Consider the following 22,694-nt stretch of genomic DNA (forward strand, 5'->3'; position numbering starts at 1 on the left):
AGCAAATAGGGAGGAGCTATCGTATGAAAAAATTTGATGAGCTAGTGACTCAACAATTGGAGACCATGGATCAACTTCTGTTTTTGCAGTCTGAGATTGAGCGCTGTCAGGAAATCGAAGGTGAACTAATAAAACTTCATGAAGAAGCAAAACTTCATTCTGTGCAAGGTGAGATTAGTGAAATGAAGCTAAAATTAAAAGAGATTCAATTGACGTTTGAAGCACAAACCGAAGACATTATTCGTACATATAAAAGTGAAGGGGCTTGCTCTACACTTGCTTAATGAACATTGATGTGTCACTTCCTCTCTTTTTTAAGGCTGCCAAGCAAAGGAAAAGTAGGGGGAGTGGCTTTTTTGAACTCAAGAAGGTTAGCACATTTGTGTTAAAATGAGAGAGAAACCGTTATAATAAACATAAGACAAATGGAGACGTTATATGAATTTTTTTAAGTGCTAAAATGAAAGTAGGTATTGGAGATGGGAATTCCGGTGGAAGGAGAAACAATTCAAATACACAGCTACAAGCATAATGGACATATTCATCGCGTGTGGGATCGGACAACCGTATTAAAAGCAACCAATAACTTAGTGATTGGAGGAAATGATCGTACGGTCGTTACAGAATCAGATGGACGAACATGGGTCACAAGAGAGCCTGCAATTTGTTATTTTCATGCTCAGCAGTGGTTTAACGTCATTGGGATGATCCGTGAAGATGGAATTTATTATTACTGCAATATCAGTTCGCCGTTCATTTATGATGACAATGAAGCGCTCAAATATATTGATTATGATTTAGATATCAAAGTCTATCCAGATATGACATACACCCTTCTTGATGAAGATGAATATGAGAAGCATCGAAAAGAAATGAATTATCCAGAAGTGATTGACCGTATTTTACATAATCACGTCGAGGAGTTAAAAGGTTGGATTCGACAGCGAAAAGGCCCGTTTGCTCCAGATTTCATTGACATTTGGTATGAGCGTTTTTTAACATATCGGCATTCTTGATGAATGATCTAGAGAACATTATGTTAGGCCGTCTAAAGCTGACTGTTTGATATAATGTTCTTTTTGGCGTTATGCTCACCATCTTTTAGGAGAGATAAAAGCACTAAAAAATCGACGCGTGTACATATACTAAGAAAGCTTGCCCTCATAGATAGAAAGGGGAGATTTTATGGGAAGTATAAGACGCTACATGAAGTTTGTACAGCCATACAAATGGCAAATTGTCGGCACTGTATTAATTGGTATTATTAAATTTGCTATTCCTTTATTAATTCCGCTGCTTTTGAAATATGTTTTGGACGATATCGTAAATGGACATGGCATGTCTTCTTCTGAAAAAGTTCATAAAATGGTGACGATTATGGGGATTTCGTTTGTTATATTTTTAGTGTTAAGACCTCCCATTGAATATTACAGGCAGTATTATGCTCAGTGGGTATCGAGCAAAGTACTATATGATATACGGGATCAGCTGTTTAGCCATATTCAAAAGCTTAGCTTACGTTATTATGCAAATACTCGAGCGGGTGAAGTGATTTCACGAGTCATTAATGATGTAGAGCAAACAAAAAACTTTGTTATCACAGGCTTAATGAATGTATGGCTTGATATGATGACGATTGTAATAGCCATTGTGATTATGTTTACGATGAATGTACCTTTAACACTGGTATCGATTATTTTGCTGCCGGTTTATGCGTTCTCTGTAAAATATTTTTACAGTCGTCTTCGCCATTTAACAAGAGTCCGTTCGCAGGCTTTAGCGGAAGTGCAGGGGCACTTACATGAAAGGGTTCAAGGGATCTCTGTTATTCGCAGCTTTGCTATTGAGCCTCATGAGCAGAAACAATTTGATAAGCAAAATTCAAATTTTCTACAAAAAGCAATCAATCATACGAATTGGAATGCAAAAACATTTGCAGTAGTAAATACCATTACCGATTTGGCGCCTTTAATCGTGATTACATTTGCTGGATATCAAGTCATCACAGAAAGTCTTAGCGTAGGAACGATGGTAGCATTTGTTGCCTACATTGACCGCTTGTATAATCCGCTTCGCCGCTTGGTTAATTCATCGACTACGCTCACGCAGTCTGTTGCATCTATGGACCGGGTGTTTGAGTTCATTGATGAAGAATACGATATTACAGACAAGAAAGATGCAAAAGAATGCACTGAGCTTCATGGAAAGGTGCAGTTTGAGCACGTTTCATTTGCTTATGAAGAAGAAGAAAAACCGGTGATTCATGATATTAATTTAGATGTAGAAAAAGGAAAATCCGTTGCGTTTGTTGGAATGAGCGGAGGCGGTAAATCCACGCTTATCAGCTTAATTCCGCGCTTTTACGATGTGACAGAGGGCAAAATTCTCATTGATGACATTGATATCAAAACCTATAAAGTACGCAGCCTGCGAGATAAGATTGGAATCGTCCTGCAGGATACGGTGTTGTTTAGTGACACGGTTAAAAACAATATACTGCTTGGAAAGCCAGGAGCGACAGATGAAGAGGTAATTGCTGCGGCAAAAGCCGCAAATGCCCACGATTTTATTATGAATTTGCCTGAAGGATATGATACAAAAGTGGGAGAGCGGGGAATGAAGCTATCAGGGGGACAGAAGCAGCGTATTTCCATTTCGCGCGTATTTTTAAAAAATCCAGCTATTCTTATTTTTGATGAAGCCACTTCAGCTCTAGATTTAGAAAGTGAGCACTATATTCAAGAAGCATTAGCTGAACTAGCAAAAGATCGCACGACCTTCATTGTAGCCCATCGTTTATCTACAATTACTCATGTTGATGAAATTGTACTTTTAGAAAATGGAAGAGTAGTCGAACGAGGTTCTCATGAGGAGTTAATTAAGAAAAAAGGTCATTACTATCAGCTCTTTAACGTTCAGCAGCTTGATACAATTTAAAAACACCACCTATTGTCTAACAATAGGTGGTGTTTTTAATCTTCTTGTCGCTGATGATTAATATCAAATGAGTTATCATCTTTGTGATAGTTTTGGAACGTATCAATCAGCTTATCAAGATGCTCTAACTCTTCACTATACTCAATGATGACAGAGATCAAAGGGAAGATATGATAAATAACCTTATTCTCTTCATCATTATCGTATATTTTGTACTGCATAAATTTATCGATTAAAGCTCGTTTTCCAACGCAGGCTTCGTTTGGTACAGTAGTGGTTGGCTGTACGCGTAATTTCCCAATGAATTTTAATAATACTTGCTCATGATACATTAACAGGCACTCAACTTCAGATTTGATTAAATCTTGAAATTGCTGTGGCATGACCTGGAGATCATTTTCTACTCGGTGGAGTAGCTTCAAGGTTGTAAGAGCTCGTGTTGTTACGGTAATCATTTGACGAAATAAAACGAGCTTGCGTGACTTAACAAAACGTTTTTTGGTTGAATAAGTGCGTTCTTCTTTGTAAAAATCGAAAAGTTGATTCATTTTAGCCACATTGTCTTTCATTTTTTCAATGTCTTCTTTTAACAATGTGTGCTCAGATGCGTGATAAAGATTCATGCGAATCCATTTAATAATTTCTTCCGTTGTGCTTACAATTTTATAATACAGCTTTGTTTCATACTTTGGCGGAATAAAAATAAGATTGACAATAAATGCTGAGAATACCCCAAGTAACACTGTACCAAAGCGTATAAGTGCATATTCAACGAAATTATCTCCTGGATTTTCCATGATTGCAATTACTGTCACAAGCGCAAGCCCAATTGTATTATTAATACGTAATTTTAAGTTGACTGCGATGACAACAACAGCGGTAAAACCAATAATGATGGGATGGGTACCAAAAATAAGTCCAAAACAAACTGCAGAAGCAGCTCCAATCACATTCGCCTGTATTTGCTCCAATATTGTTAAATAAGATCTGTAAATAGACGGTTGAATTGCAAAAACTGCCGCAATTGCCGCAAATATTGGAGATGGTAAACTTAGAAATTCACCTAATAACAATGAAAGTGTAATGGCAATTCCCGTTTTTAAGATGCGGGCACCAAGTTTCATGTGCGTTCGTAGTTCCTTTCTGTAAAAAAGTTTTTTCGTTATGAAGAATGTTCCCCAAAACAAATGATAAATTGCAAAAATCAATCCTTCTTTATTACATAACCTGTTGGAAATAATATAAACAATAACATACTATACAAGGTTTAAGAATGGATATCAAGAGAAAACAAGCAGAAAAATAAGGGTATTTCTCGGGATTTTTCGACAGGCTGACAAAAAGGAGATGACGCGTAAGAAATGGTTATGAAAGGTGGGAATGTTCTATAAGGAAACCCAAAGGTAAAACGAAAAAGAGGTCGAGACATAACGAAATAAATTCAATCTCAAGACGAACAAATGGGATACATGAGCTGAACTGCTTGTGACACAGCAGTTGATTTCCATGCAAGACTTCGCTTTCCGCGGGCGGGCGCTAAGCCTCCTCGTCGCATACGCTCCTGTGGGGTCTCGCCTGTTCTGCTTTTCCCGCAGGAGTCTTCGCCTTGCCCTCTAATCAACTGCTAGAAAGACCTACACGCATGAAACTATATTCACCATAACAAAAAAAACGAACCACAAATCAAACATGTTGATTAATGGTTCATTTTTCACTTCGTCTAAAATTCTTTTATCTCAGCCTCTTTAGAATAAGAATTAGCGTTCTTCACTTAATTGTTTAAATGCTTTTTCTACTGCTTCTAATGTCTCGGCAATATCTTGTTCTGTATGAGCTGTAGTAAGGAACCATGCTTCATATTTCGAAGGAGCTAAGTTGACACCTTGGTGGAGCATTAGTTTAAAGAAGCGTGCGAATAATTCGCCGTCTGTATTTTCTGCTTGTTCATAGTTTTTGACCGTTTCCGTTGTAAAGTAGACAGTAAGAGCGCCTTTCAATCGATTGATAGTGATAGGCATGTTATATGTACGAGCATGTTTTAAAATACCTTCTTCGAGCATCGCCCCTAGCTTATCCAACTGTTCATAAACACCTTCTTGCTTTAGTACTTCTAGGCAAGCAATCCCAGAAAGAATAGAAGCTGGGTTTCCTGCCATTGTACCTGCTTGATAAGCGGGTCCAAGCGGCGCCACTTTTTCCATGATTTCTTTTTTACCGCCGTAGGCTCCGATTGGAAGGCCGCCGCCGATGATTTTTCCAAAGGCAGTCAGATCAGGTTTTACACCAAGTAAATCTTGAGCTCCACCGTACATAAAGCGAAACGCTGTAATAACTTCATCGTAAATAACAAGTGCTCCAGCTTCGTGAGTCAATTCGTTGACTTGTTCTAAAAAGCCAGGTTCAGGCTCAACAATTCCAAAGTTTCCAACGATTGGTTCTACTAAAACAGCCGCAATCTGATCGCCCCATTTTTCTAATGCTTCCTTGTAAGGCTCAATATCGTTAAAAGGAACTGTGATGACTTCATTAGCGATACTTTTTGGTACACCTGCAGAGTCAGGAGTTCCGAGTGTAGAAGGGCCAGATCCAGCTGCCACCAATACAAGGTCTGAATGGCCGTGATAGCAACCTGCAAATTTAATAATTTTATCGCGTCCAGTATAAGCGCGTGCTACACGGATCGTTGTCATAACGGCTTCTGTTCCAGAGTTGACGAAGCGCACTTTATCTAATGCGGGCATCGCTTCTTTGAGCATTTTAGCAAATGTGACTTCATGAGCAGTTGGAGTACCGTAAAGAACACCCGTTTCAGCTGCTTTTGTAATAGCTTTCGTGATATGAGGATGAGCGTGTCCCGTAATAATAGGACCGTAAGCTGCTAAATAGTCAATATATTTATTTCCATCAACGTCCCAGAAATAAGCTCCGCTTGCCTTCTCCATTGCAATAGGCGCTCCGCCTCCTACGGCTTTATATGAACGTGAAGGGCTGTTAACGCCGCCTACAATATGTTCGAGTGCTTCCGCGTGTAATTGTTCTGATTTTGTAAATTGCATAGTATGCCTCCTAATGAAAAGTTCAACTTCTTTATTCTATCAAACTTATTTGTTTCTTGAAAAACATTCGAGAACGTGTATGATAGAAATTTGTGAGCTAACTGCTAGAAAATAGTTCCTCGTCTCTTGGAGGAGTTGCTAGCAAGGGCGCTGGAAACAATAAAAGAAACCACTAATACGTCCACGTAACGGAGGGAATACAATGAAAAATGCTATTGAGGTGAATCAACTTCGTAAAGAATTTAAAGCCTATTCTAGCCGCTCTGGCCTTAAAGGGGCATTCCGGGATTTATTTACCCGTAATTATAGAGTCATGAAAGCGGTGAACGATATATCGTTTACCGTAAAACAAGGGGAAATGGTAGGGTATATAGGAGAAAACGGAGCGGGGAAATCGACCACAATCAAAATGCTGACAGGAATCTTAACTCCTACTTCAGGCGACATTACCGTAAATGGAATGAATCCTCATAAGGAAAGAGAAAAGTTTGCCCAAACGATTGGTGTTGTTTTTGGTCAACGCTCTCAGCTGTGGTGGGATATTGCCGTACAAGAATCTTTTCGCCTGTTAAAAAAAGTATACAAAGTGTCAGATGAAGATTATAACGCTCATATGGAGCATGTTATTCAAACTTTAGATATTGGACCGCTACTAGATAAGCCGGTGCGAAAGCTTTCGCTAGGTCAAAGAATGCGCTGTGAGCTGGCTGCTGCTCTTATTCATAATCCGCCGCTTCTATTTCTAGATGAACCGACGATCGGTTTAGATGTACTAGTTAAATTAAAAATCCGCCAATTTTTAAAAGAAATTAATGAAAAATATAATACGACGATTTTGCTTACGACACATGATTTAGCAGATATTGAAGCTTTATGTGAACGCGTCGTAATGCTGGATGAAGGCAGTATTATTTATGACGGATCGCTGCAAAAGCTGCGTTCGAATTGGGGAGATCTTAAACAAGTTACGTTTGAATTTGGAACCGCGCCAAATAAAGAACAGTTGAAGCTATTGACGCAAGGGATGCCTGTTAACTGGATTGAAGGTGATCAAAAATATTTGTGGACAGCGCAGCTTCAAAATAAAGGGGACTTGATGTCGCAGCTGATTGCTAAAGTGGTGGCAAAGCATGAAATCAGTGATATTAACATTGAAGAAATTTCAACGGAAGAAATCATCCGCAACATTTATGAAGAAGGTGTTGTGAATGGATAAATATATAGAGATGATACGCATTCGCTTTTTAATGATGCTGGCGTATCGGACGAATTATTACAGCGGAATATTGATTTATGCGATTAATATTGGTGCTTACTACTTTTTATGGTCCGCTATTTATGGAGGAAAAGAGAATATTCAAGGGTTATCCATTACCCAAATGACAACGTATGTAGCAGTTTCATGGATGGCAAGAGCCTTTTATTTTAATAACATTGACCGTGAAATGGCAATGGAAATTAAAGATGGCAAAGTGGCAGTAGAGTTAATTAAGCCTTATAGCTACCTTGGTATGAAAACAATGCAAGGACTGGGAGAAGGGATTTTTCGGCTGCTGTTTTTCTCAGTGCCCGGCATGATTATTGTCGCGTTTTTATTTCCAGTACAGTTCTCAGCAAATGCAGCAACATGGCTTTATTTTGGACTGTCTTTAATTTTTAGTTTCATTATTAATACACAAATTAATTTATTAACGGGTATTACGACTTTCTTTCTCTTTAACAATGATGGACTCATTCGAGCGAAGCGCGTTGTTATTGATTTGTTTTCAGGACTTCTTCTGCCCATCAGCTTCTATCCTTTGTGGGCGCAACATATTATGAGCTATTTCCCTTTTCAAGCCATTAGTTATATTCCGAGCATGATTTTCACAAATGGATTTAAAGGGCAGGAAGTAATAAATGCTCTTATCACACAAGCAGTTTGGTCAGGACTTCTATTTATCCCTATTGCATGTTTGTGGAACATAGCGAAGAAAAAAATGGTTATTCAAGGAGGGTAGTCTATGAAAATGTTTTATTTTTCGATTTTTTTTCAGTACATTAGTCAATATATGAAAACAAGGCTTCAGTACCGCACCGACATGGTAGTTGAAATCATTTCAGACTTATTGTTTCAAACAGTTAATTTGATTTTTATTTTAGTTGTATTTGGACATACTCAGTCGCTGCACGGATGGTCACGAGAGGAAATTATCTTTATTTATGGTTTCTTTTTGGTCCCTTTTGCTATTTTTTCGTCTTTCTTTAACATTTGGGATTTCAACGAGCGGTACATTGTTAAAGGAGAAATGGACCGAATTTTAACGCGGCCAATTCACAGTTTGTTTCAAGTTATTTTAGAGCGGATGGAACTAGAATCATTGTTTGGTGGTATCACAGGGATTGCAGTAATGGCTTATGCTGCGTCTTCTTTACATCTTCATTTCCAGTGGTATGATGTTTTTATTTTTCTATTATTTATTTTAGGAGGAGCGCTTGTATACGCAGGAATTTTCATCGCCTTAGCAAGCATAGGCTTCTGGTCCGATGCCAGAACCTCTATTATGCCTACTATTTATAATATTGGAAACTACGGAAGGTATCCTGTAGATATTTATAATAATGTCATCCGATATGTTTTAACGTGGATTCTTCCTTTTGCATTTGTAGGCGTATATCCAGCTGCTTATTTCTTAGGAAGGTCAGAATGGTATGGATATGCATTTTTAACTCCAGTTATGGGAATCGTCTTTTTTGTAATCTCTATTTTCTTATGGAATACAGGGGTCAAAAAATACAGAGGAGCAGGCAATTAAATGCCTGCTCTTTTTGGTGGCTTCGGAGTAGTAATGAATGGACAAGAACGCGCGTATAGTGGTAGTAGAGTATAAATTAAAGGAGTAGAATGATGGTTGTTTTTCTAATCCTCGTTATCATTGTTTTTGTAATTGGTAGTATGAAGTTTCTCTTTGAAAAAGAACTTGGAGAATTTCATTTTTTCTCAATTGGTCATTTCTTTGTCTTGTTTTATTCATATATTACAGTTTTATTGGGATTTAGCCTTATTTATACAGTATGTGAGATGGGGAGTATTCCAGTATTAAGCGGAGGGTTTGAACATGAAGGTCATTATTTTTATACCCTGTTTAACAGTATGTATTTCAGCGCAGCGACGTTATTTTCAGTAGGCTACGGAGATATGTATCCGGTTGGAATTGGGAAATTATTTGCAACTTTTGAAGCGTTTATCGGCTATATTATGCCTGCAATCTTTGTGATGCGAACTGTTACCCGCACTTAAACTTGTCATCTTATCTAATATTGGGTACGCTATTCAAAGAAAATGAAAAGCGTAAAGGAGAAGATAAATATGACAGCTGTAGTTGGAGAAAAAGCACCCGATTTTGTATTGATGTCTACAAATGGAGAGCAAGTATCACTAGCGTCGATGAAAGGCAAAAACGTTGTGCTGTATTTTTATCCGAAAGATATGACGCCAGGCTGTACAACAGAAGCCTGTGATTTCAGAGATCAGCATGAAAATTTTGAAGAGCTAGATGCGGTGATTCTAGGAGTGAGTCCGGATCCAATCGACAAACACCATAAGTTTATTGATAAGCACGGCCTTCCATTCTTACTTTTAGCTGACGAAGATCACAGCGTAGCTGAAGAGTATGGAGTATGGACACTGAAAAAAAACTTTGGAAAAGAATATATGGGCATTGAACGCTCCACTTTTATCATTAATAAAGAAGGAATGCTCGTAAAAGAATATCGCAAGGTTCGAGTGAAAGGGCATGTGGAAGAAGCTTTATCATTTATTAAAGAAAAAATGGCATAAAAACAGGCAGATAACTAGAGCAGTTTTAGTCTTTGAACATACAATATCAGTGTAGGGCATACCTCCTCAGATGTTAATATATTTAAAAGTGTGGATTGATTTCCACACTTCTTTTTTTGCATAAAATATATGAAAAATTTCTACTTATTACATAAAATAGGAATAGGCATCAAGTTGACAAAACGTGGGTAAAACATGTAGACTAATTATAAGAATTATAAAGTAATAATACTTACAGAAGAGGGGTGCATGACGTGTCAAATCATTTACAAGAAGCCCTTGAAACGTTAAAAGGTACTGGCGTTCGTATTACACCACAACGTCATGCTATTTTAGAGTATTTAATCAATTCAATGACACATCCAACAGCAGATGATATTTATAAAGCGCTGGAAGGTAAGTTTCCAAATATGAGTGTAGCAACCGTTTACAATAATTTAAGAGTATTTCGCGAAGTAGGTATTGTAAAGGAACTAACATACGGTGATGCATCAAGCAGGTTTGATTATGTTACAACAGAGCATTACCATGTGATTTGCGAAAGCTGCGGAAAAATTGTGGATTTTCATTATCCTGGTTTAGACGAAGTAGAAAAGCTGGCTGCTCATATTACTGACTTTGATATTAGTCACCACCGAATGGAAATTTACGGAACGTGTCCTGATTGTACGGCTAAAAAAGCGCATTAATAAGCTGATAGTAGTGATACTATCAGCTTTCTTTTTGTTTTTTTCTATTATACTTTTCGTCGAATTGTTTTCCTTCAAGAGACTGGTCAAGCGTAAGCGGCTCGTTGCAATACATACACATATCTACGCGCCCTAGCATTTTGGTTTGCTTTTGACATGTAGGGCAGGTTACTTGAACCGCTTTTGTAGAAAGCATGCCAATCCAGAAATAAACGCCGGTACTAGCTACGATGCACAGCAACCCCAAAAGCATAAAAATAGTCATTAGCCAGACTGAAGACCGAAAGAAAATTCCCCCATACATAACAATGAAACCAACAAAGATCAGGCTGAGTGCAAACGTGCGAATCTTGTTAATTTTATTTGAATACTTTATCCCCATCAGTATCCCCCCTGTTACCAATATATCATAGAGTGAGACAGTGAATGATGATAAAAATTGAATCTTCGGAAAATTATCGTTGGTTTTTGAGCTTTCTGAATGATTTCCATAATTCTGAGTGGGATATCCGTTATACATCGTATATAATAAAAAAAGAAATCTTAGTCCATAGCCTTTAAAAGTTTGAAAAATATTTGTTTATTACAGTTAGGAGAGCTCAAAATGGAAGATGTTTTACGGCCAATATATCAAGAAAGAGCTAGCAATAAAGACACACTAGGTATTTTACTGATTGAAAAAAAGAAATCAGAATCTCCAGTGACGGATAATTTGGATGCTATCTTATTTATTGTGACCAAGACTACAGAAACGTCTCTTTTTATTAAACAATACGAATATGAAAATGAGCGTGCGGCACTTTATATGGCTTCTGAACAGCAAATGAGTGAATGGATTATGAATGGGACGAACCGCCGTATTATTGATTGGATCTTAAATGGTAAAGTGCTATTTGATCGCAACGAATATATGGAAAATTTAAAGAAACGCTTAATTGATTTCCCTAGAGAAGATCGGACAAAGAGAATAGGTGTCGAGTTTGCTAAGTTGATTCGCCGATTTAAAGAAGGAAAAGACTTTTATGCGTCTAATCATTATTTAGATGCATTCAATCATGTCATTCATGCTCTTCATCATTTAGCACGACTGTCTGTGTTGGAAAATGGATTTCACCCAGAAGTGACAGTATGGAACCAAGTGAAAAAAATAGAACCTGAAATTCATCGTCTTTACGAAGAACTAATTATTAGCCAAGAAGAGGTTAGCAAGCGTTTAGAGCTGCTTTTCTTAGCGAGTGAATTTCTAGTAAATAAAAAAACTGAATTGGGTGCCAAGCATCTTGTTCATATTATGAAAAGTGAAAAGCAGGAATGGACGTTTAATGAACTGGTTCATCATCCCGAAATACGCCCTTATGCTATTGATTTAGGAATACTTCTTGAGTTTTTAATTGAAAAAGATATCATTATGGTAAAAAAAGTAGAAACCAAGGGAAAGAGTTTGTACCATAGACACTATGTGGCGAAATGATAGAGAGGATAAAGGGTATCTGATACGGTGCGGTTATGACGTGTAGATACCCTGACATATGACTTTATAGCCTGGATAAAAGGTTTTTCTAAAAAAACACGATTTATTTTAAAAAATCTATTGACGCTTTAAAATATCCGTGATAAATTTATATACGTCGCCGATGAGCGATACTAAATTTATCAAAAACTTGAAAAAACTTCTTAAAAAGTTGTTGACAAGAAAGAGATGAACTGGTAAGATTAAAAAGTCGCTTAAGAGCGGCGGTTGAACTTTGAAAACTGAACAAAGCGACAAACGTCAACGTTAAATTTTATTTTTTAATTGAGCAAGTCAAACATTTCTTCGGAGAGTTTGATCCTGGCTCAGGATGAACGCTGGCGGCGTGCCTAATACATGCAAGTCGAGCGAACTGATTAGAAGCTTGCTTCTATGACGTTAGCGGCGGACGGGTGAGTAACACGTGGGCAACCTGCCTGTAGGACTGGGATAACTTCGGGAAACCGAAGCTAATACCGGATAGGATCTTCTCCTTCATGGGAGATGATTGAAAGATGGTTTCGGCTATCACTTACAGATGGGCCCGCGGTGCATTAGCTAGTTGGTGAGGTAACGGCTCACCAAGGCAACGATGCATAGCCGACCTGAGAGGGTGATCGGCCACACTGGGACTGAGACACGGCCCAGACTCCTACGGGAGGCAGCAGTAGGGAATCTTCCGCAATGGACGAAAGTCTGACGGAGCAACGCCGCGTGAGTGATGAAGGCTTTCGGGTCGTAAAACTCTGTTGTTAGGGAAGAACAAGTACGAGAGTAACTGCTCGTACCTTGACGGTACCTAACCAGAAAGCCACGGCTAACTACGTGCCAGCAGCCGCGGTAATACGTAGGTGGCAAGCGTTATCCGGAATTATTGGGCGTAAAGCGCGCGCAGGCGGTTTCTTAAGTCTGATGTGAAAGCCCACGGCTCAACCGTGGAGGGTCATTGGAAACTGGGGAACTTGAGTGCAGAAGAGAAAAGCGGAATTCCACGTGTAGCGGTGAAATGCGTAGAGATGTGGAGGAACACCAGTGGCGAAGGCGGCTTTTTGGTCTGTAACTGACGCTGAGGCGCGAAAGCGTGGGGAGCAAACAGGATTAGATACCCTGGTAGTCCACGCCGTAAACGATGAGTGCTAAGTGTTAGAGGGTTTCCGCCCTTTAGTGCTGCAGCTAACGCATTAAGCACTCCGCCTGGGGAGTACGGTCGCAAGACTGAAACTCAAAGGAATTGACGGGGGCCCGCACAAGCGGTGGAGCATGTGGTTTAATTCGAAGCAACGCGAAGAACCTTACCAGGTCTTGACATCCTCTGACAACTCTAGAGATAGAGCGTTCCCCTTCGGGGGACAGAGTGACAGGTGGTGCATGGTTGTCGTCAGCTCGTGTCGTGAGATGTTGGGTTAAGTCCCGCAACGAGCGCAACCCTTGATCTTAGTTGCCAGCATTTAGTTGGGCACTCTAAGGTGACTGCCGGTGACAAACCGGAGGAAGGTGGGGATGACGTCAAATCATCATGCCCCTTATGACCTGGGCTACACACGTGCTACAATGGATGGTACAAAGGGCTGCAAGACCGCGAGGTCAAGCCAATCCCATAAAACCATTCTCAGTTCGGATTGTAGGCTGCAACTCGCCTACATGAAGCTGGAATCGCTAGTAATCGCGGATCAGCATGCCGCGGTGAATACGTTCCCGGGCCTTGTACACACCGCCCGTCACACCACGAGAGTTTGTAACACCCGAAGTCGGTGGAGTAACCGTAAGGAGCTAGCCGCCTAAGGTGGGACAGATGATTGGGGTGAAGTCGTAACAAGGTAGCCGTATCGGAAGGTGCGGCTGGATCACCTCCTTTCTAAGGATTTTTACATGACGTACGTTTTGACACTTTGTTCAGTTTTGAGAGTTCAATCTCTCAATTATAGAAAGCATACTACTTTCTTCTTATTAGATAAGAAGAATTTTGGTTGCGATTGTTCTTTGAAAACTAGATAACAGTAATTGCTGAGGAAAAGTGAAACTTTTCTTTAATCAAATCAATAAATAACACAACATTATGTTGTACCATTTATTCGCTAATGGTTAAGTTAGAAAGGGCGCACGGTGAATGCCTTGGCACTAGGAGCCGATGAAGGACGGGACTAACACCGATATGCTTCGGGGAGCTGTAAGTGAGCTTTGATCCGGAGATTTCCGAATGGGGAAACCCACTGTTCGTAATGGAACAGTATCTTTATCTGAATACATAGGATATTGAAGGCAGACCCGGGGAACTGAAACATCTAAGTACCCGGAGGAAGAGAAAGCAAATGCGATTTCCTGAGTAGCGGCGAGCGAAACGGAATTAGCCCAAACCAAGAGGCTTGCCTCTTGGGGTTGTAGGACACTCTATACGGAGTTACAAAGGAACGAAGTAAATGAAGCGACCTGGAAAGGTCCGTCGAAGAAGGTAACAACCCTGTAGTTGAAACTTCGTTCCCTCTTGAGTGGATCCTGAGTACGGCGGAACACGTGAAATTCCGTCGGAAGCTGGGAGGACCATCTCCCAAGGCTAAATACTACCTAGTGACCGATAGTGAACCAGTACCGTGAGGGAAAGGTGAAAAGCACCCCGGAAGGGGAGTGAAAGAGATCCTGAAACCGTGTGCCTACAAGTAGTCAGAGCCCGTTAACGGGTGATGGCGTGCCTTTTGTAGAATGAACCGGCGAGTTACGATCCCATGCAAGGTTAAGCTGATAAGGCGGAGCCGTAGCGAAAGCGAGTCTGAATAGGGCGTTTAGTATGTGGTTGTAGACCCGAAACCAGGTGATCTACCCATGTCCAGGGTGAAGTTCAGGTAACACTGAATGGAGGCCCGAACCCACGCACGTTGAAAAGTGCGGGGATGAGGTGTGGGTAGCGGAGAAATTCCAATCGAACCTGGAGATAGCTGGTTCTCTCCGAAATAGCTTTAGGGCTAGCCTCATGTTGTGAGAGTCTTGGAGGTAGAGCACTGATTGGACTAGGGGCCCCCAACGGGTTACCGAATTCAGTCAAACTCCGAATGCCAAAGACTTATCCATGGGAGTCAGACTGCGAGTGATAAGATCCGTAGTCAAAAGGGAAACAGCCCAGACCACCAGCTAAGGTCCCCAAGTATACGTTAAGTGGAAAAGGATGTGGAGTTGCTTAGACAACCAGGATGTTGGCTTAGAAGCAGCCACCATTTAAAGAGTGCGTAATAGCTCACTGGTCGAGTGACTCTGCGCCGAAAATGTACCGGGGCTAAACGTATCACCGAAGCTGTGGATTGACATCTTAGATGTCAGTGGTAGGAGAGCGTTCTAAGTGCTGTGAAGTCAGACCGTAAGGACTGGTGGAGCGCTTAGAAGTGAGAATGCCGGTATGAGTAGCGAAAGACAAGTGAGAATCTTGTCCACCGAATGCCTAAGGTTTCCTGAGGAAGGCTCGTCCGCTCAGGGTTAGTCGGGACCTAAGCCGAGGCTGAAAAGCGTAGGCGATGGCCAACAGGTTGATATTCCTGTACCACCTCCCCGCCGTTTGAGTAATGGGGGGACGCAGTAGGATAGGGTAAGCGCGCTGCTGGATATGCGCGTTCAAGCAGTTAGGCTGATGAGTAGGCAAATCCGCTCATCATAAAGGCTGAGCTGTGATGACGAGGGAATTATAGTACCGAAGTTCCTGATTCCACACTGCCAAGAAAAGCCTCTAGCGAGGCGGGAGGTGCCCGTACCGCAAACCGACACAGGTAGGCGAGGAGAGAATCCTAAGGTGATCGAGAGAACTCTCGTTAAGGAACTCGGCAAAATGACCCCGTAACTTCGGGAGAAGGGGTGCTCTGGTAGGGTGTATAGCCCGAGAGAGCCGCAGTGAATAGGCCCAGGCGACTGTTTAGCAAAAACACAGGTCTCTGCGAAGCCGCAAGGCGAAGTATAGGGGCTGACGCCTGCCCGGTGCTGGAAGGTTAAGAGGAGGGGTTATCCTTTGGGAGAAGCTCTGAATCGAAGCCCCAGTAAACGGCGGCCGTAACTATAACGGTCCTAAGGTAGCGAAATTCCTTGTCGGGTAAGTTCCGACCCGCACGAAAGGCGTAACGATCTGGGCACTGTCTCAACGAGAGACTCGGTGAAATTATAGTACCTGTGAAGATGCAGGTTACCCGCGACAGGACGGAAAGACCCCGTGGAGCTTTACTGTAGCCTGATATTGAATTTTGGTACAGCTTGTACAGGATAGGTAGGAGCCTGAGAAGCCGGAGCGCTAGCTTCGGTGGAGGCGTCGGTGGGATACTACCCTGGCTGTATTGAAATTCTAACCCGCGGCCCTGATCGGGCCGGGAGACAGTGTCAGGTGGGCAGTTTGACTGGGGCGGTCGCCTCCTAAAATGTAACGGAGGCGCCCAAAGGTTCCCTCAGAATGGTTGGAAATCATTCGTAGAGTGTAAAGGCACAAGGGAGCTTGACTGCGAGACCTACAAGTCGAGCAGGGACGAAAGTCGGGCTTAGTGATCCGGTGGTTCCGCATGGAAGGGCCATCGCTCAACGGATAAAAGCTACCCCGGGGATAACAGGCTTATCTCCCCCAAGAGTCCACATCGACGGGGAGGTTTGGCACCTCGATGTCGGCTCATCGCATCCTGGGGCTGTAGTCGGTCCCAAGGGTTGGGCTGTTCGCCCATTAAAGCGGTACGCGAGCTGGGTTCAGAACGTCGTGAGACAGTTCGGTCCCTATCCGTCGTGGGCGTAGGAAATTTGAGAGGAGCTGTCCTTAGTACGAGAGGACCGGGATGGACACACCGCTGGTGTACCAGTTGTCTTGCCAAAGGCATCGCTGGGTAGCTATGTGTGGACGGGATAAGTGCTGAAAGCATCTAAGCATGAAGCCCCCCTCAAGATGAGATTTCCCATAGCGCAAGCTAGTAAGATCCCTGAAAGATGATCAGGTTGATAGGTCAGAGGTGGAAGCGTGGCGACATGTGTAGCTGACTGATACTAATCGATCGAGGACTTAACCAAACTTTTAAAAGCGTAAGCTTTACTCAGCAAACTGTTACCTAGTTTTGAGAGAACAAAACTTTTCAAAAAAGTCTTGCTTTCTTTTGGAAATCATGTATAATATAATATGTCTGGTGGCGATAGCGAAGAGGTCACACCCGTTCCCATACCGAACACGGAAGTTAAGCTCTTTAGCGCCAATGGTAGTTGGGACTTTGTCCCTGTGAGAGTAGGACGTTGCCAGGCTGTTATTATTCCACAGTAGCTCAGTGGTAGAGCTATCGGCTGTTAACCGATCGGTCGTAGGTTCGAGTCCTACCTGTGGAGCCATTTGGAGAGCTGTCCGAGTGGCCGAAGGAGCACGATTGGAAATCGTGTAGGCGGTTAACGCTGTCTCAAGGGTTCAAATCCCTTGCTCTCCGCCATTTTTATTTAATTAGCACAGTGGCCCGTTGGTCAAGCGGTTAAGACACCGCCCTTTCACGGCGGTAACACGGGTTCGAATCCCGTACGGGTCACCATTTATTTTTATCTACATAATAGTGGAGGATTAGCTCAGCTGGGAGAGCACCTGCCTTACAAGCAGGGGGTCGGCGGTTCGATCCCGTCATCCTCCACCATATATTATCATCGCGGGGTGGAGCAGTTCGGTAGCTCGTCGGGCTCATAACCCGAAGGTCGCAGGTTCAAATCCTGTCCCCGCAACCAAGTGGTCCCGTGGTGTAGCGGTTAACATGCCTGCCTGTCACGCAGGAGATCGCGGGTTCGATTCCCGTCGGGACCGCCATTTTAAATTTAATAAGGCTCGGTAGCTCAGTTGGTAGAGCAAAGGACTGAAAATCCTTGTGTCGGCGGTTCGATTCCGTCCCGAGCCACCATTTTAAAAACATTTGTTTTTAAAATGCCGGTGTAGCTCAACTGGTAGAGCAACTGACTTGTAATCAGTAGGTTGGGGGTTCAAGTCCTCTTGCCGGCACCACAGTTATTGTGGAGGGGTAGCGAAGTGGCTAAACGCGGCGGACTGTAAATCCGCTCCTTCGGGTTCGGCAGTTCGAATCTGCCCCCCTCCACCATTTACAGGGGCATAGTTTAAAGGTAGAACTACGGTCTCCAAAACCGTCAGTGTGGGTTCGATTCCTACTGCCCCTGCCAATTATAAAAATAACATTGCATATATACGTGGCGATTGTGGCGAAGTGGTTAACGCACCGGATTGTGGTTCCGGCATTCGTGGGTTCGATTCCCATCAGTCGCCCCATTTATAAATGATATGCATATTTCAATATTGGGCTATCGCCAAGCGGTAAGGCAACGGATTTTGATTCCGTCATGCGTTGGTTCGAATCCAGCTAGCCCAGCCATATATGCGGAAGTAGTTCAGTGGTAGAACACCACCTTGCCAAGGTGGGGGTCGCGAGTTCGAACCTCGTCTTCCGCTCCAATTTTAATAAAGTTATTTAGTCTTGAGTAAATGGCGGCATAGCCAAGTGGTAAGGCAGAGGTCTGCAAAACCTTTATCACCGGTTCAAATCCGGTTGCCGCCTCCATTTATTTACAAGCTGCCGGGGTGGTGGAATTGGCAGACACACAGGACTTAAAATCCTGCGGTAGGTGACTACCGTGCCGGTTCAAGTCCGGCCCTCGGCACCATTTATAATTTTAACTTGCCTTTTTTATTTTGCCGATGTGGCGGAATTGGCAGACGCGCACGACTCAAAATCGTGTTCCTTCGGGAGTGTCGGTTCGACCCCGACCATCGGTACTTTAGCTTTATTTGACAGGATGATTCCTGTTTTTATTTTTACTTATCGGTCGACAAATTTTGATAATATTTGCGGGTGTAGTTTAGTGGTAAAACCTCAGCCTTCCAAGCTGATGTCGTGAGTTCGATTCTCATCACCCGCTCCATACATATTGTTATCACAACGCAGTGTCTCGCTTTCAAAGCTGAGATGTTGCGTTTTTTATTTTTAACGTAAATATAGCGTCTATCTTTTCAAGATAGACGCTATATTTACGTACATCAGTTAATGACTTGATAGGTTGCTTCGCCGCCGTGAATTTGAATGAACATGTCACTTAGGGATTTAGTTAGTTTATAAGCCTGTTCTTCTGAAAGTGAAGGCTTTAAATAAATGAACTGTACAGCTTGTGTTGTCTTTTCAGTTACGTACGCTCGGTTAGAATCGACATAAGGGCTTCCGAAAGCTCCTAGGGCATCTTTTGAAATGATTTTATTTTCTAAAGAAATATTACGTTCATTTAGAGCTTCATAAGACTCTTCTTTTTTACCGATAGTAAATTCGATGGGGCCTTCTAAATTAGAGGAATCATAAATTCCAATTGGGACTTCATATTGCAATGAAAAAAAGTTATTAATGTCCACAGCAGAATTGATAGAAGGCAAATACGTTTGTTTTCCTATTCTTCTAATTAAAGCTTCTATAGAAGGACGGTATTTACTTGGATCAGTTCCAAATGTTTTGAAAAGCTTTCTCCACTCGCTAACACCTTCGAATTCTGTTACTTTTTTTGACTCAAGGTCGAAATAAATGGATTCTTGAAAGAGGCGCAGACGTCCTTTTAGCATTTGAGGAGAATCACCAACTTCAATATTTTTATACTGAATGATTCCCATTTTAAAAGAAGGGCAAAGCTGTTTAATAGCGGGCGATAATGTAAAGTTCATTTTTTTGATCCTTTCTATTATAATTAGTATTTGTTCGTTTATAGATACCATCCTATCATTTCATTGAGCGAGAAAACAGTTCAATGCATGAATATATAGAATTTCTTAGAAAGGAGGCCATTACTCACTATGAATGCGTATCAGTTGAAGGAAGAAATTATTTCATACAGCAAAGAGATTGGAATCGATAAGATTGGATTTGCGAGTGCTTCTATGTTTGATGAGTTAAAGAATCGATTGTTAGCACAGCAAGAGTTAGGTTATGCTTCAGGGTTTGAAGAACCTGATATTGAAAAGAGAGTAGATCCCACATTAGTTGTTCCAAAAGCTAGATCTATTATTTCAATTGCACTTGCGTATCCTTCTAAATTAAAGGATGCACCAAAGAGCACAAAGGAAGATCGCCGAGGAATCTTTTGCCGTGCTTCTTGGGGGCAAGATTATCATACGGTTCTACGTGATAGGCTTCAAAAGCTTGAAACCTTCATAAAAGAAAAAGTACCTGCAGCTATCCTTCAATCGATGGTAGACACAGGCGAGCTGTCGGACCGAGCTGTAGCAGAAAGAGCTGGTATTGGCTGGAGCGGTAAGAACTGTGCCATTATTACACCTGAATTCGGTTCCTACGTGTATTTAGGAGAAATGATAACAGATATCCCGTTTCCTCCTGATAAACCGATAGAGGACGGTTGTGGTACTTGTAATAAGTGCGTTGATGCGTGTCCTACGGGTGCGCTTGTAACAGGCGGTCAGCTGAATTCGCAGCGATGCATTGCTTTTTTAACCCAAACAAAAGGGTTTCTGGCTGAAGAATTTCGAAGTAAATTAGGCAATCGTTTATATGGCTGTGATACATGTCAAACTGTGTGTCCTGAAAATAAAGGAAAAGACTTTCATTTTCACCCTGAGATGGAGCCTGACCCAGAACTTGCGAAGCCTAAATTAAAACCGCTCTTAACGATGAGTAATCGTGAGTTCAAAGAGAAATTTGGACATGTTTCAGGTTCTTGGAGAGGGAAAAAGCCAATTCAGCGTAATGCCATTATTGCACTGGCCCATTTTAAAGATCAAACCGCCGTTCCAGATTTAATTGAGTTAATTAAAAATGACGTTCGCCCTGTCATTCGAGGAACAGCGGCATGGGCGTTAGGCAAAATTGGCGATAAAGAAGCGTTAGATACACTTATGAACTTAAGAGAAAAAGAAAAGGACCAAGAAGTAATTGAAGAAATGTCAAAAGGTATAGAGATGCTTCAAGAGATCTAAACCGTATTTTTATTGATAAAGTTAGCTAATGAGTCATAGCGTATAATAAACGCTTAGAAAAGTGGTGACATTATGCTAACAAAAAGGAATGTATTATATACTTTAATTAAAGCACGTGCGGACAGCTATGTAAAAGGTGAGCTGCATGAAGACTTCAAGCCTTTCATTGAACAGCAGTGTGAGCTAAAGCGGTCTCTTATAAAAAAAAGAGAAGTTGATGTTTTAAAATGTAATATGAAAGGTTCTATTCAATCTGCTCATACGGATCAGGAAGAAACTAGAGTATTATATAAGGTGCACATTCAGGCATTTTTAAAACAAAACGATTTTTTCTATATAGAAGAAGAAATTGAAGATCGTTTAGCTCTTTTTTATAAAGATACGCTTATTCAAGATGAGCTGCTGGTAAAGGACTTTTTTGAAGATGAGGTTGAAATGGATGTGGAAGAAGTAGAGGAAGACGAAGAAAGAGCCTCTTATTATGATCGTCTTGCGGCTGTTCAGTATGCAGAAAAATATTGGGATAAACCTAATGAAAGTTATAAGCAGTTTGAGGTAAACTGCACCAACTATATCTCACAGTGTTTGCATGCAGGAAAGGCGCCGATGCGGGGATATCCTAAAAAAGCAAACGGATGGTGGATGAGAGGGAACGCCTGGAGCTATAGCTGGGCAGTTGCTCATTCCATGCACAGCTATTTAAGTAACTCTAAATCAGGACTTCGGGCTGTGAGGAAATCTTCAGCAAGAGAACTTGTCCCGGGAGACGTTATCTGCTACGATTTTGAAGGAGATGGAAGATGGAATCATACGACGATTGTTGTAGCAAAAGACGGTCACGGTATGCCTCTTGTGAATGCGAACACGTATAATAGTCGAATGAGATATTGGGCCTATGAAGATTCAACGGCTTACACGCCAAAGATTAAGTATGATTTTTTCCATATCGTTGATCGGTAAGTCTTTCGTTTTAGCAAGTTAGTGGTATAATGATGAATAGATTTGTTAGCAGAGGTGAAAATTTGTGGGAGTACACGTAGTGTTATTTCAACCAGAAATTCCAGCAAATACAGGAAATATTGCGCGAACATGTGCAGCAACAAATACGACGCTGCATTTAGTTCGGCCGTTAGGCTTTTCAACAGATGATAAAATGTTAAAGCGAGCTGGATTGGATTACTGGGAATTTGTAAATGTGGTGTATCATGATTCATTAGAAGAAGTATTCGAAAAGTATCCTGAAGCAGGTTTCTACTTCATCACAAAATTTGGTCAGCAGCCACATACAACATTTGATTATAGTGACTTAGAGCAGGATCATTTCTTCGTATTTGGAAGAGAAACAAAGGGTCTGCCAAAGCACATTATTGAAGAGAACATGGAAAGATGTCTTCGTTTACCGATGACAGAAAATGTTCGTTCTTTAAATTTATCTAATACAGCAGCTATTTTAATCTATGAAGCGCTGCGTCAACAAAATTATGCTGGTTTATCTTAAGTAAAAAGCGAGGTTCAAATTTTATTGAACCTCGCTTTTTTATTTATGTCGACGATGATATGTAGTGGTTATTTTTTAACGCCCGGTTTATCATTGTATCCCGCTCTGAAGATGGATGCTAAAAAAGCAATTGTTACTCCTAATACTAAAAGTAAGCGCATTGATTTTCCTCCTCAATGTAATTAAAAGGATTATACAGCTACTGCAGTTAAAACCGACTTCCCATATCCCATG

The 22,694-nt window shown here is 41.4% G+C and carries 18 protein-coding genes, 17 tRNA genes and 3 rRNA genes; 33 read left to right on the forward strand and 5 right to left on the reverse strand.

The genetic code is table 11. From position 1 onward, the window contains the following. Positions 1 to 23: 23 nt before the first annotated feature. From JNUCC25_RS02075 to JNUCC25_RS02085, 3 genes are all read left to right on the forward strand, one after another. Positions 24 to 284: a YgaB family protein gene (locus JNUCC25_RS02075; protein WP_013055162.1), complete on the forward strand. Its 261-nt coding sequence runs from the start codon at positions 24 to 26 to the stop codon at positions 282 to 284. A gap of 195 nt (positions 285 to 479) precedes the next feature. After that, on the forward strand, positions 480 to 1,016 hold the full coding sequence (ntdP, locus tag JNUCC25_RS02080) for a nucleoside tri-diphosphate phosphatase (RefSeq protein ID WP_013055163.1): 537 nt from the start codon (positions 480 to 482) through the stop codon (positions 1,014 to 1,016). Between the two features lie 169 nt (positions 1,017 to 1,185). After that, positions 1,186 to 2,937, forward strand: a complete 1,752-nt coding sequence (locus tag JNUCC25_RS02085; RefSeq protein WP_013081549.1) for an ABC transporter ATP-binding protein — start codon at positions 1,186 to 1,188, stop codon at positions 2,935 to 2,937. A gap of 35 nt (positions 2,938 to 2,972) precedes the next feature. Here JNUCC25_RS02085 and JNUCC25_RS02090 read toward each other — a convergent pair whose 3' ends face one another. From JNUCC25_RS02090 to JNUCC25_RS02100, 3 genes are all read right to left on the reverse strand, one after another. Further along, positions 2,973 to 4,061 (reverse strand): FUSC family protein, encoded by a 1,089-nt coding sequence (locus tag JNUCC25_RS02090; protein WP_013055165.1) that lies wholly within the window; start codon positions 4,059 to 4,061, stop codon positions 2,973 to 2,975. Between the two features lie 323 nt (positions 4,062 to 4,384). Next, a complete protein-coding gene (locus JNUCC25_RS02095) occupies positions 4,385 to 4,558 on the reverse strand; it encodes a hypothetical protein (RefSeq protein ID WP_170960132.1) in 174 nt (57 codons plus the stop codon). 136 nt (positions 4,559 to 4,694) lie between these two features. Then, positions 4,695 to 5,993: a glutamate-1-semialdehyde 2,1-aminomutase gene (locus JNUCC25_RS02100; protein ID WP_013055166.1), complete on the reverse strand. Its 1,299-nt coding sequence runs from the start codon at positions 5,991 to 5,993 to the stop codon at positions 4,695 to 4,697. 202 nt (positions 5,994 to 6,195) lie between these two features. Between JNUCC25_RS02100 and JNUCC25_RS02105 the strand changes: the two genes are divergently transcribed. The 6 genes from JNUCC25_RS02105 (at position 6,196) to perR (ending at position 10,502) form a co-directional block, all read left to right on the forward strand. Continuing rightward, complete coding sequence (locus JNUCC25_RS02105; RefSeq protein ID WP_013055167.1) at positions 6,196 to 7,209, forward strand: ABC transporter ATP-binding protein; 1,014 nt, start codon at positions 6,196 to 6,198, stop codon at positions 7,207 to 7,209. After that, the gene (locus JNUCC25_RS02110; RefSeq protein WP_013055168.1) at positions 7,202 to 7,993 is read left to right on the forward strand and encodes an ABC transporter permease; all 792 of its coding nucleotides are present in this window, start codon (positions 7,202 to 7,204) and stop codon (positions 7,991 to 7,993) included. Before JNUCC25_RS02105 ends, JNUCC25_RS02110 begins: the two co-directional genes overlap by 8 nt. A 9-nt stretch (positions 7,994 to 8,002) precedes the next feature. Further along, positions 8,003 to 8,788, forward strand: coding sequence for an ABC transporter permease (locus JNUCC25_RS02115; protein ID WP_013055169.1), 786 nt, complete (start codon positions 8,003 to 8,005; stop codon positions 8,786 to 8,788). Positions 8,789 to 8,880: 92 nt separating this feature from the next. Beyond that, entirely contained in the window at positions 8,881 to 9,273 is a 393-nt protein-coding gene (locus JNUCC25_RS02120) for an ion channel (protein ID WP_013055170.1), read from the forward strand. A gap of 69 nt (positions 9,274 to 9,342) precedes the next feature. Next, positions 9,343 to 9,813: a thioredoxin-dependent thiol peroxidase gene (gene bcp / locus JNUCC25_RS02125; protein ID WP_013055171.1), complete on the forward strand. Its 471-nt coding sequence runs from the start codon at positions 9,343 to 9,345 to the stop codon at positions 9,811 to 9,813. A 254-nt stretch (positions 9,814 to 10,067) separates the two neighbouring features. Next, positions 10,068 to 10,502: a peroxide-responsive transcriptional repressor PerR gene (gene perR, locus JNUCC25_RS02130; RefSeq protein ID WP_013055172.1), complete on the forward strand. Its 435-nt coding sequence runs from the start codon at positions 10,068 to 10,070 to the stop codon at positions 10,500 to 10,502. Between the two features lie 22 nt (positions 10,503 to 10,524). Here the strand turns inward: perR and JNUCC25_RS02135 are convergent, their stop codons facing one another. Then, positions 10,525 to 10,884: a YgzB family protein gene (locus tag JNUCC25_RS02135; protein WP_013055173.1), complete on the reverse strand. Its 360-nt coding sequence runs from the start codon at positions 10,882 to 10,884 to the stop codon at positions 10,525 to 10,527. 222 nt (positions 10,885 to 11,106) lie between these two features. Here JNUCC25_RS02135 and JNUCC25_RS02140 point away from each other — a divergent pair, with 222 nt between their 5' ends. The 21 genes from JNUCC25_RS02140 (at position 11,107) to JNUCC25_RS02240 (ending at position 18,915) form a co-directional block, all read left to right on the forward strand. Beyond that, positions 11,107 to 11,973, forward strand: a complete 867-nt coding sequence (locus JNUCC25_RS02140; protein ID WP_013055174.1) for a nucleotidyltransferase-like protein — start codon at positions 11,107 to 11,109, stop codon at positions 11,971 to 11,973. Positions 11,974 to 12,315: 342 nt separating this feature from the next. Continuing rightward, positions 12,316 to 13,867 (forward strand): 16S ribosomal RNA (locus JNUCC25_RS02145). 225 nt (positions 13,868 to 14,092) lie between these two features. Then, positions 14,093 to 17,028: ribosomal RNA gene (locus JNUCC25_RS02150) — 23S ribosomal RNA — on the forward strand. A 109-nt stretch (positions 17,029 to 17,137) separates the two neighbouring features. After that, positions 17,138 to 17,253: ribosomal RNA gene (rrf, locus tag JNUCC25_RS02155) — 5S ribosomal RNA — on the forward strand. Together the 16S, 23S and 5S rRNA genes with 17 tRNA genes alongside form the textbook arrangement of a ribosomal RNA operon. Positions 17,254 to 17,262: 9 nt before the next feature. Continuing rightward, a tRNA-Asn gene (locus JNUCC25_RS02160) sits at positions 17,263 to 17,337 on the forward strand. A gap of 3 nt (positions 17,338 to 17,340) precedes the next feature. After that, positions 17,341 to 17,432, forward strand: a tRNA-Ser gene (locus tag JNUCC25_RS02165). Between the two features lie 21 nt (positions 17,433 to 17,453). Then, positions 17,454 to 17,528 (forward strand) — tRNA-Glu (locus tag JNUCC25_RS02170). A 23-nt stretch (positions 17,529 to 17,551) separates the two neighbouring features. Beyond that, positions 17,552 to 17,627: transfer RNA gene (locus JNUCC25_RS02175), tRNA-Val, on the forward strand. Positions 17,628 to 17,638: 11 nt separating this feature from the next. Further along, positions 17,639 to 17,715: transfer RNA gene (locus tag JNUCC25_RS02180), tRNA-Met, on the forward strand. Between the two features lie 3 nt (positions 17,716 to 17,718). Next, a tRNA-Asp gene (locus tag JNUCC25_RS02185) sits at positions 17,719 to 17,794 on the forward strand. Positions 17,795 to 17,809: 15 nt separating this feature from the next. Then, positions 17,810 to 17,885: transfer RNA gene (locus tag JNUCC25_RS02190), tRNA-Phe, on the forward strand. Between the two features lie 25 nt (positions 17,886 to 17,910). Then, positions 17,911 to 17,986: transfer RNA gene (locus JNUCC25_RS02195), tRNA-Thr, on the forward strand. A 10-nt stretch (positions 17,987 to 17,996) separates the two neighbouring features. Further along, positions 17,997 to 18,080 (forward strand) — tRNA-Tyr (locus JNUCC25_RS02200). Between the two features lie 5 nt (positions 18,081 to 18,085). After that, a tRNA-Trp gene (locus JNUCC25_RS02205) sits at positions 18,086 to 18,159 on the forward strand. 30 nt (positions 18,160 to 18,189) lie between these two features. Further along, positions 18,190 to 18,265: transfer RNA gene (locus tag JNUCC25_RS02210), tRNA-His, on the forward strand. 28 nt (positions 18,266 to 18,293) lie between these two features. Next, positions 18,294 to 18,368: transfer RNA gene (locus tag JNUCC25_RS02215), tRNA-Gln, on the forward strand. A 5-nt stretch (positions 18,369 to 18,373) separates the two neighbouring features. Then, positions 18,374 to 18,448: transfer RNA gene (locus tag JNUCC25_RS02220), tRNA-Gly, on the forward strand. Positions 18,449 to 18,480: 32 nt separating this feature from the next. Continuing rightward, positions 18,481 to 18,554: transfer RNA gene (locus JNUCC25_RS02225), tRNA-Cys, on the forward strand. A gap of 14 nt (positions 18,555 to 18,568) precedes the next feature. Beyond that, a tRNA-Leu gene (locus tag JNUCC25_RS02230) sits at positions 18,569 to 18,657 on the forward strand. Positions 18,658 to 18,687: 30 nt separating this feature from the next. Next, a tRNA-Leu gene (locus JNUCC25_RS02235) sits at positions 18,688 to 18,769 on the forward strand. A gap of 72 nt (positions 18,770 to 18,841) precedes the next feature. Then, a tRNA-Gly gene (locus JNUCC25_RS02240) sits at positions 18,842 to 18,915 on the forward strand. 115 nt (positions 18,916 to 19,030) lie between these two features. Here the strand turns inward: JNUCC25_RS02240 and JNUCC25_RS02245 are convergent. Further along, entirely contained in the window at positions 19,031 to 19,696 is a 666-nt protein-coding gene (locus tag JNUCC25_RS02245) for a B3/B4 domain-containing protein (protein WP_029325270.1), read from the reverse strand. A gap of 129 nt (positions 19,697 to 19,825) precedes the next feature. Here JNUCC25_RS02245 and queG point away from each other — a divergent pair, with 129 nt between their 5' ends. The 3 genes from queG (at position 19,826) to trmL (ending at position 22,460) form a co-directional block, all read left to right on the forward strand. After that, on the forward strand, positions 19,826 to 20,962 hold the full coding sequence (queG, locus tag JNUCC25_RS02250) for a tRNA epoxyqueuosine(34) reductase QueG (RefSeq protein ID WP_029325271.1): 1,137 nt from the start codon (positions 19,826 to 19,828) through the stop codon (positions 20,960 to 20,962). Positions 20,963 to 21,034: 72 nt separating this feature from the next. Further along, positions 21,035 to 21,922, forward strand: coding sequence for an amidase domain-containing protein (locus JNUCC25_RS02255; RefSeq protein WP_013055177.1), 888 nt, complete (start codon positions 21,035 to 21,037; stop codon positions 21,920 to 21,922). 64 nt (positions 21,923 to 21,986) lie between these two features. Then, positions 21,987 to 22,460 carry a tRNA (uridine(34)/cytosine(34)/5-carboxymethylaminomethyluridine(34)-2'-O)-methyltransferase TrmL gene (gene trmL / locus JNUCC25_RS02260; protein WP_016762878.1) on the forward strand — a complete coding sequence of 158 codons (474 nt, stop codon included), beginning with the start codon at positions 21,987 to 21,989 and terminating at the stop codon, positions 22,458 to 22,460. The last annotated feature ends 234 nt before the right edge of the window (positions 22,461 to 22,694 follow it).

This window comes from Priestia sp. JNUCC 25 (assembly GCF_053667915.1).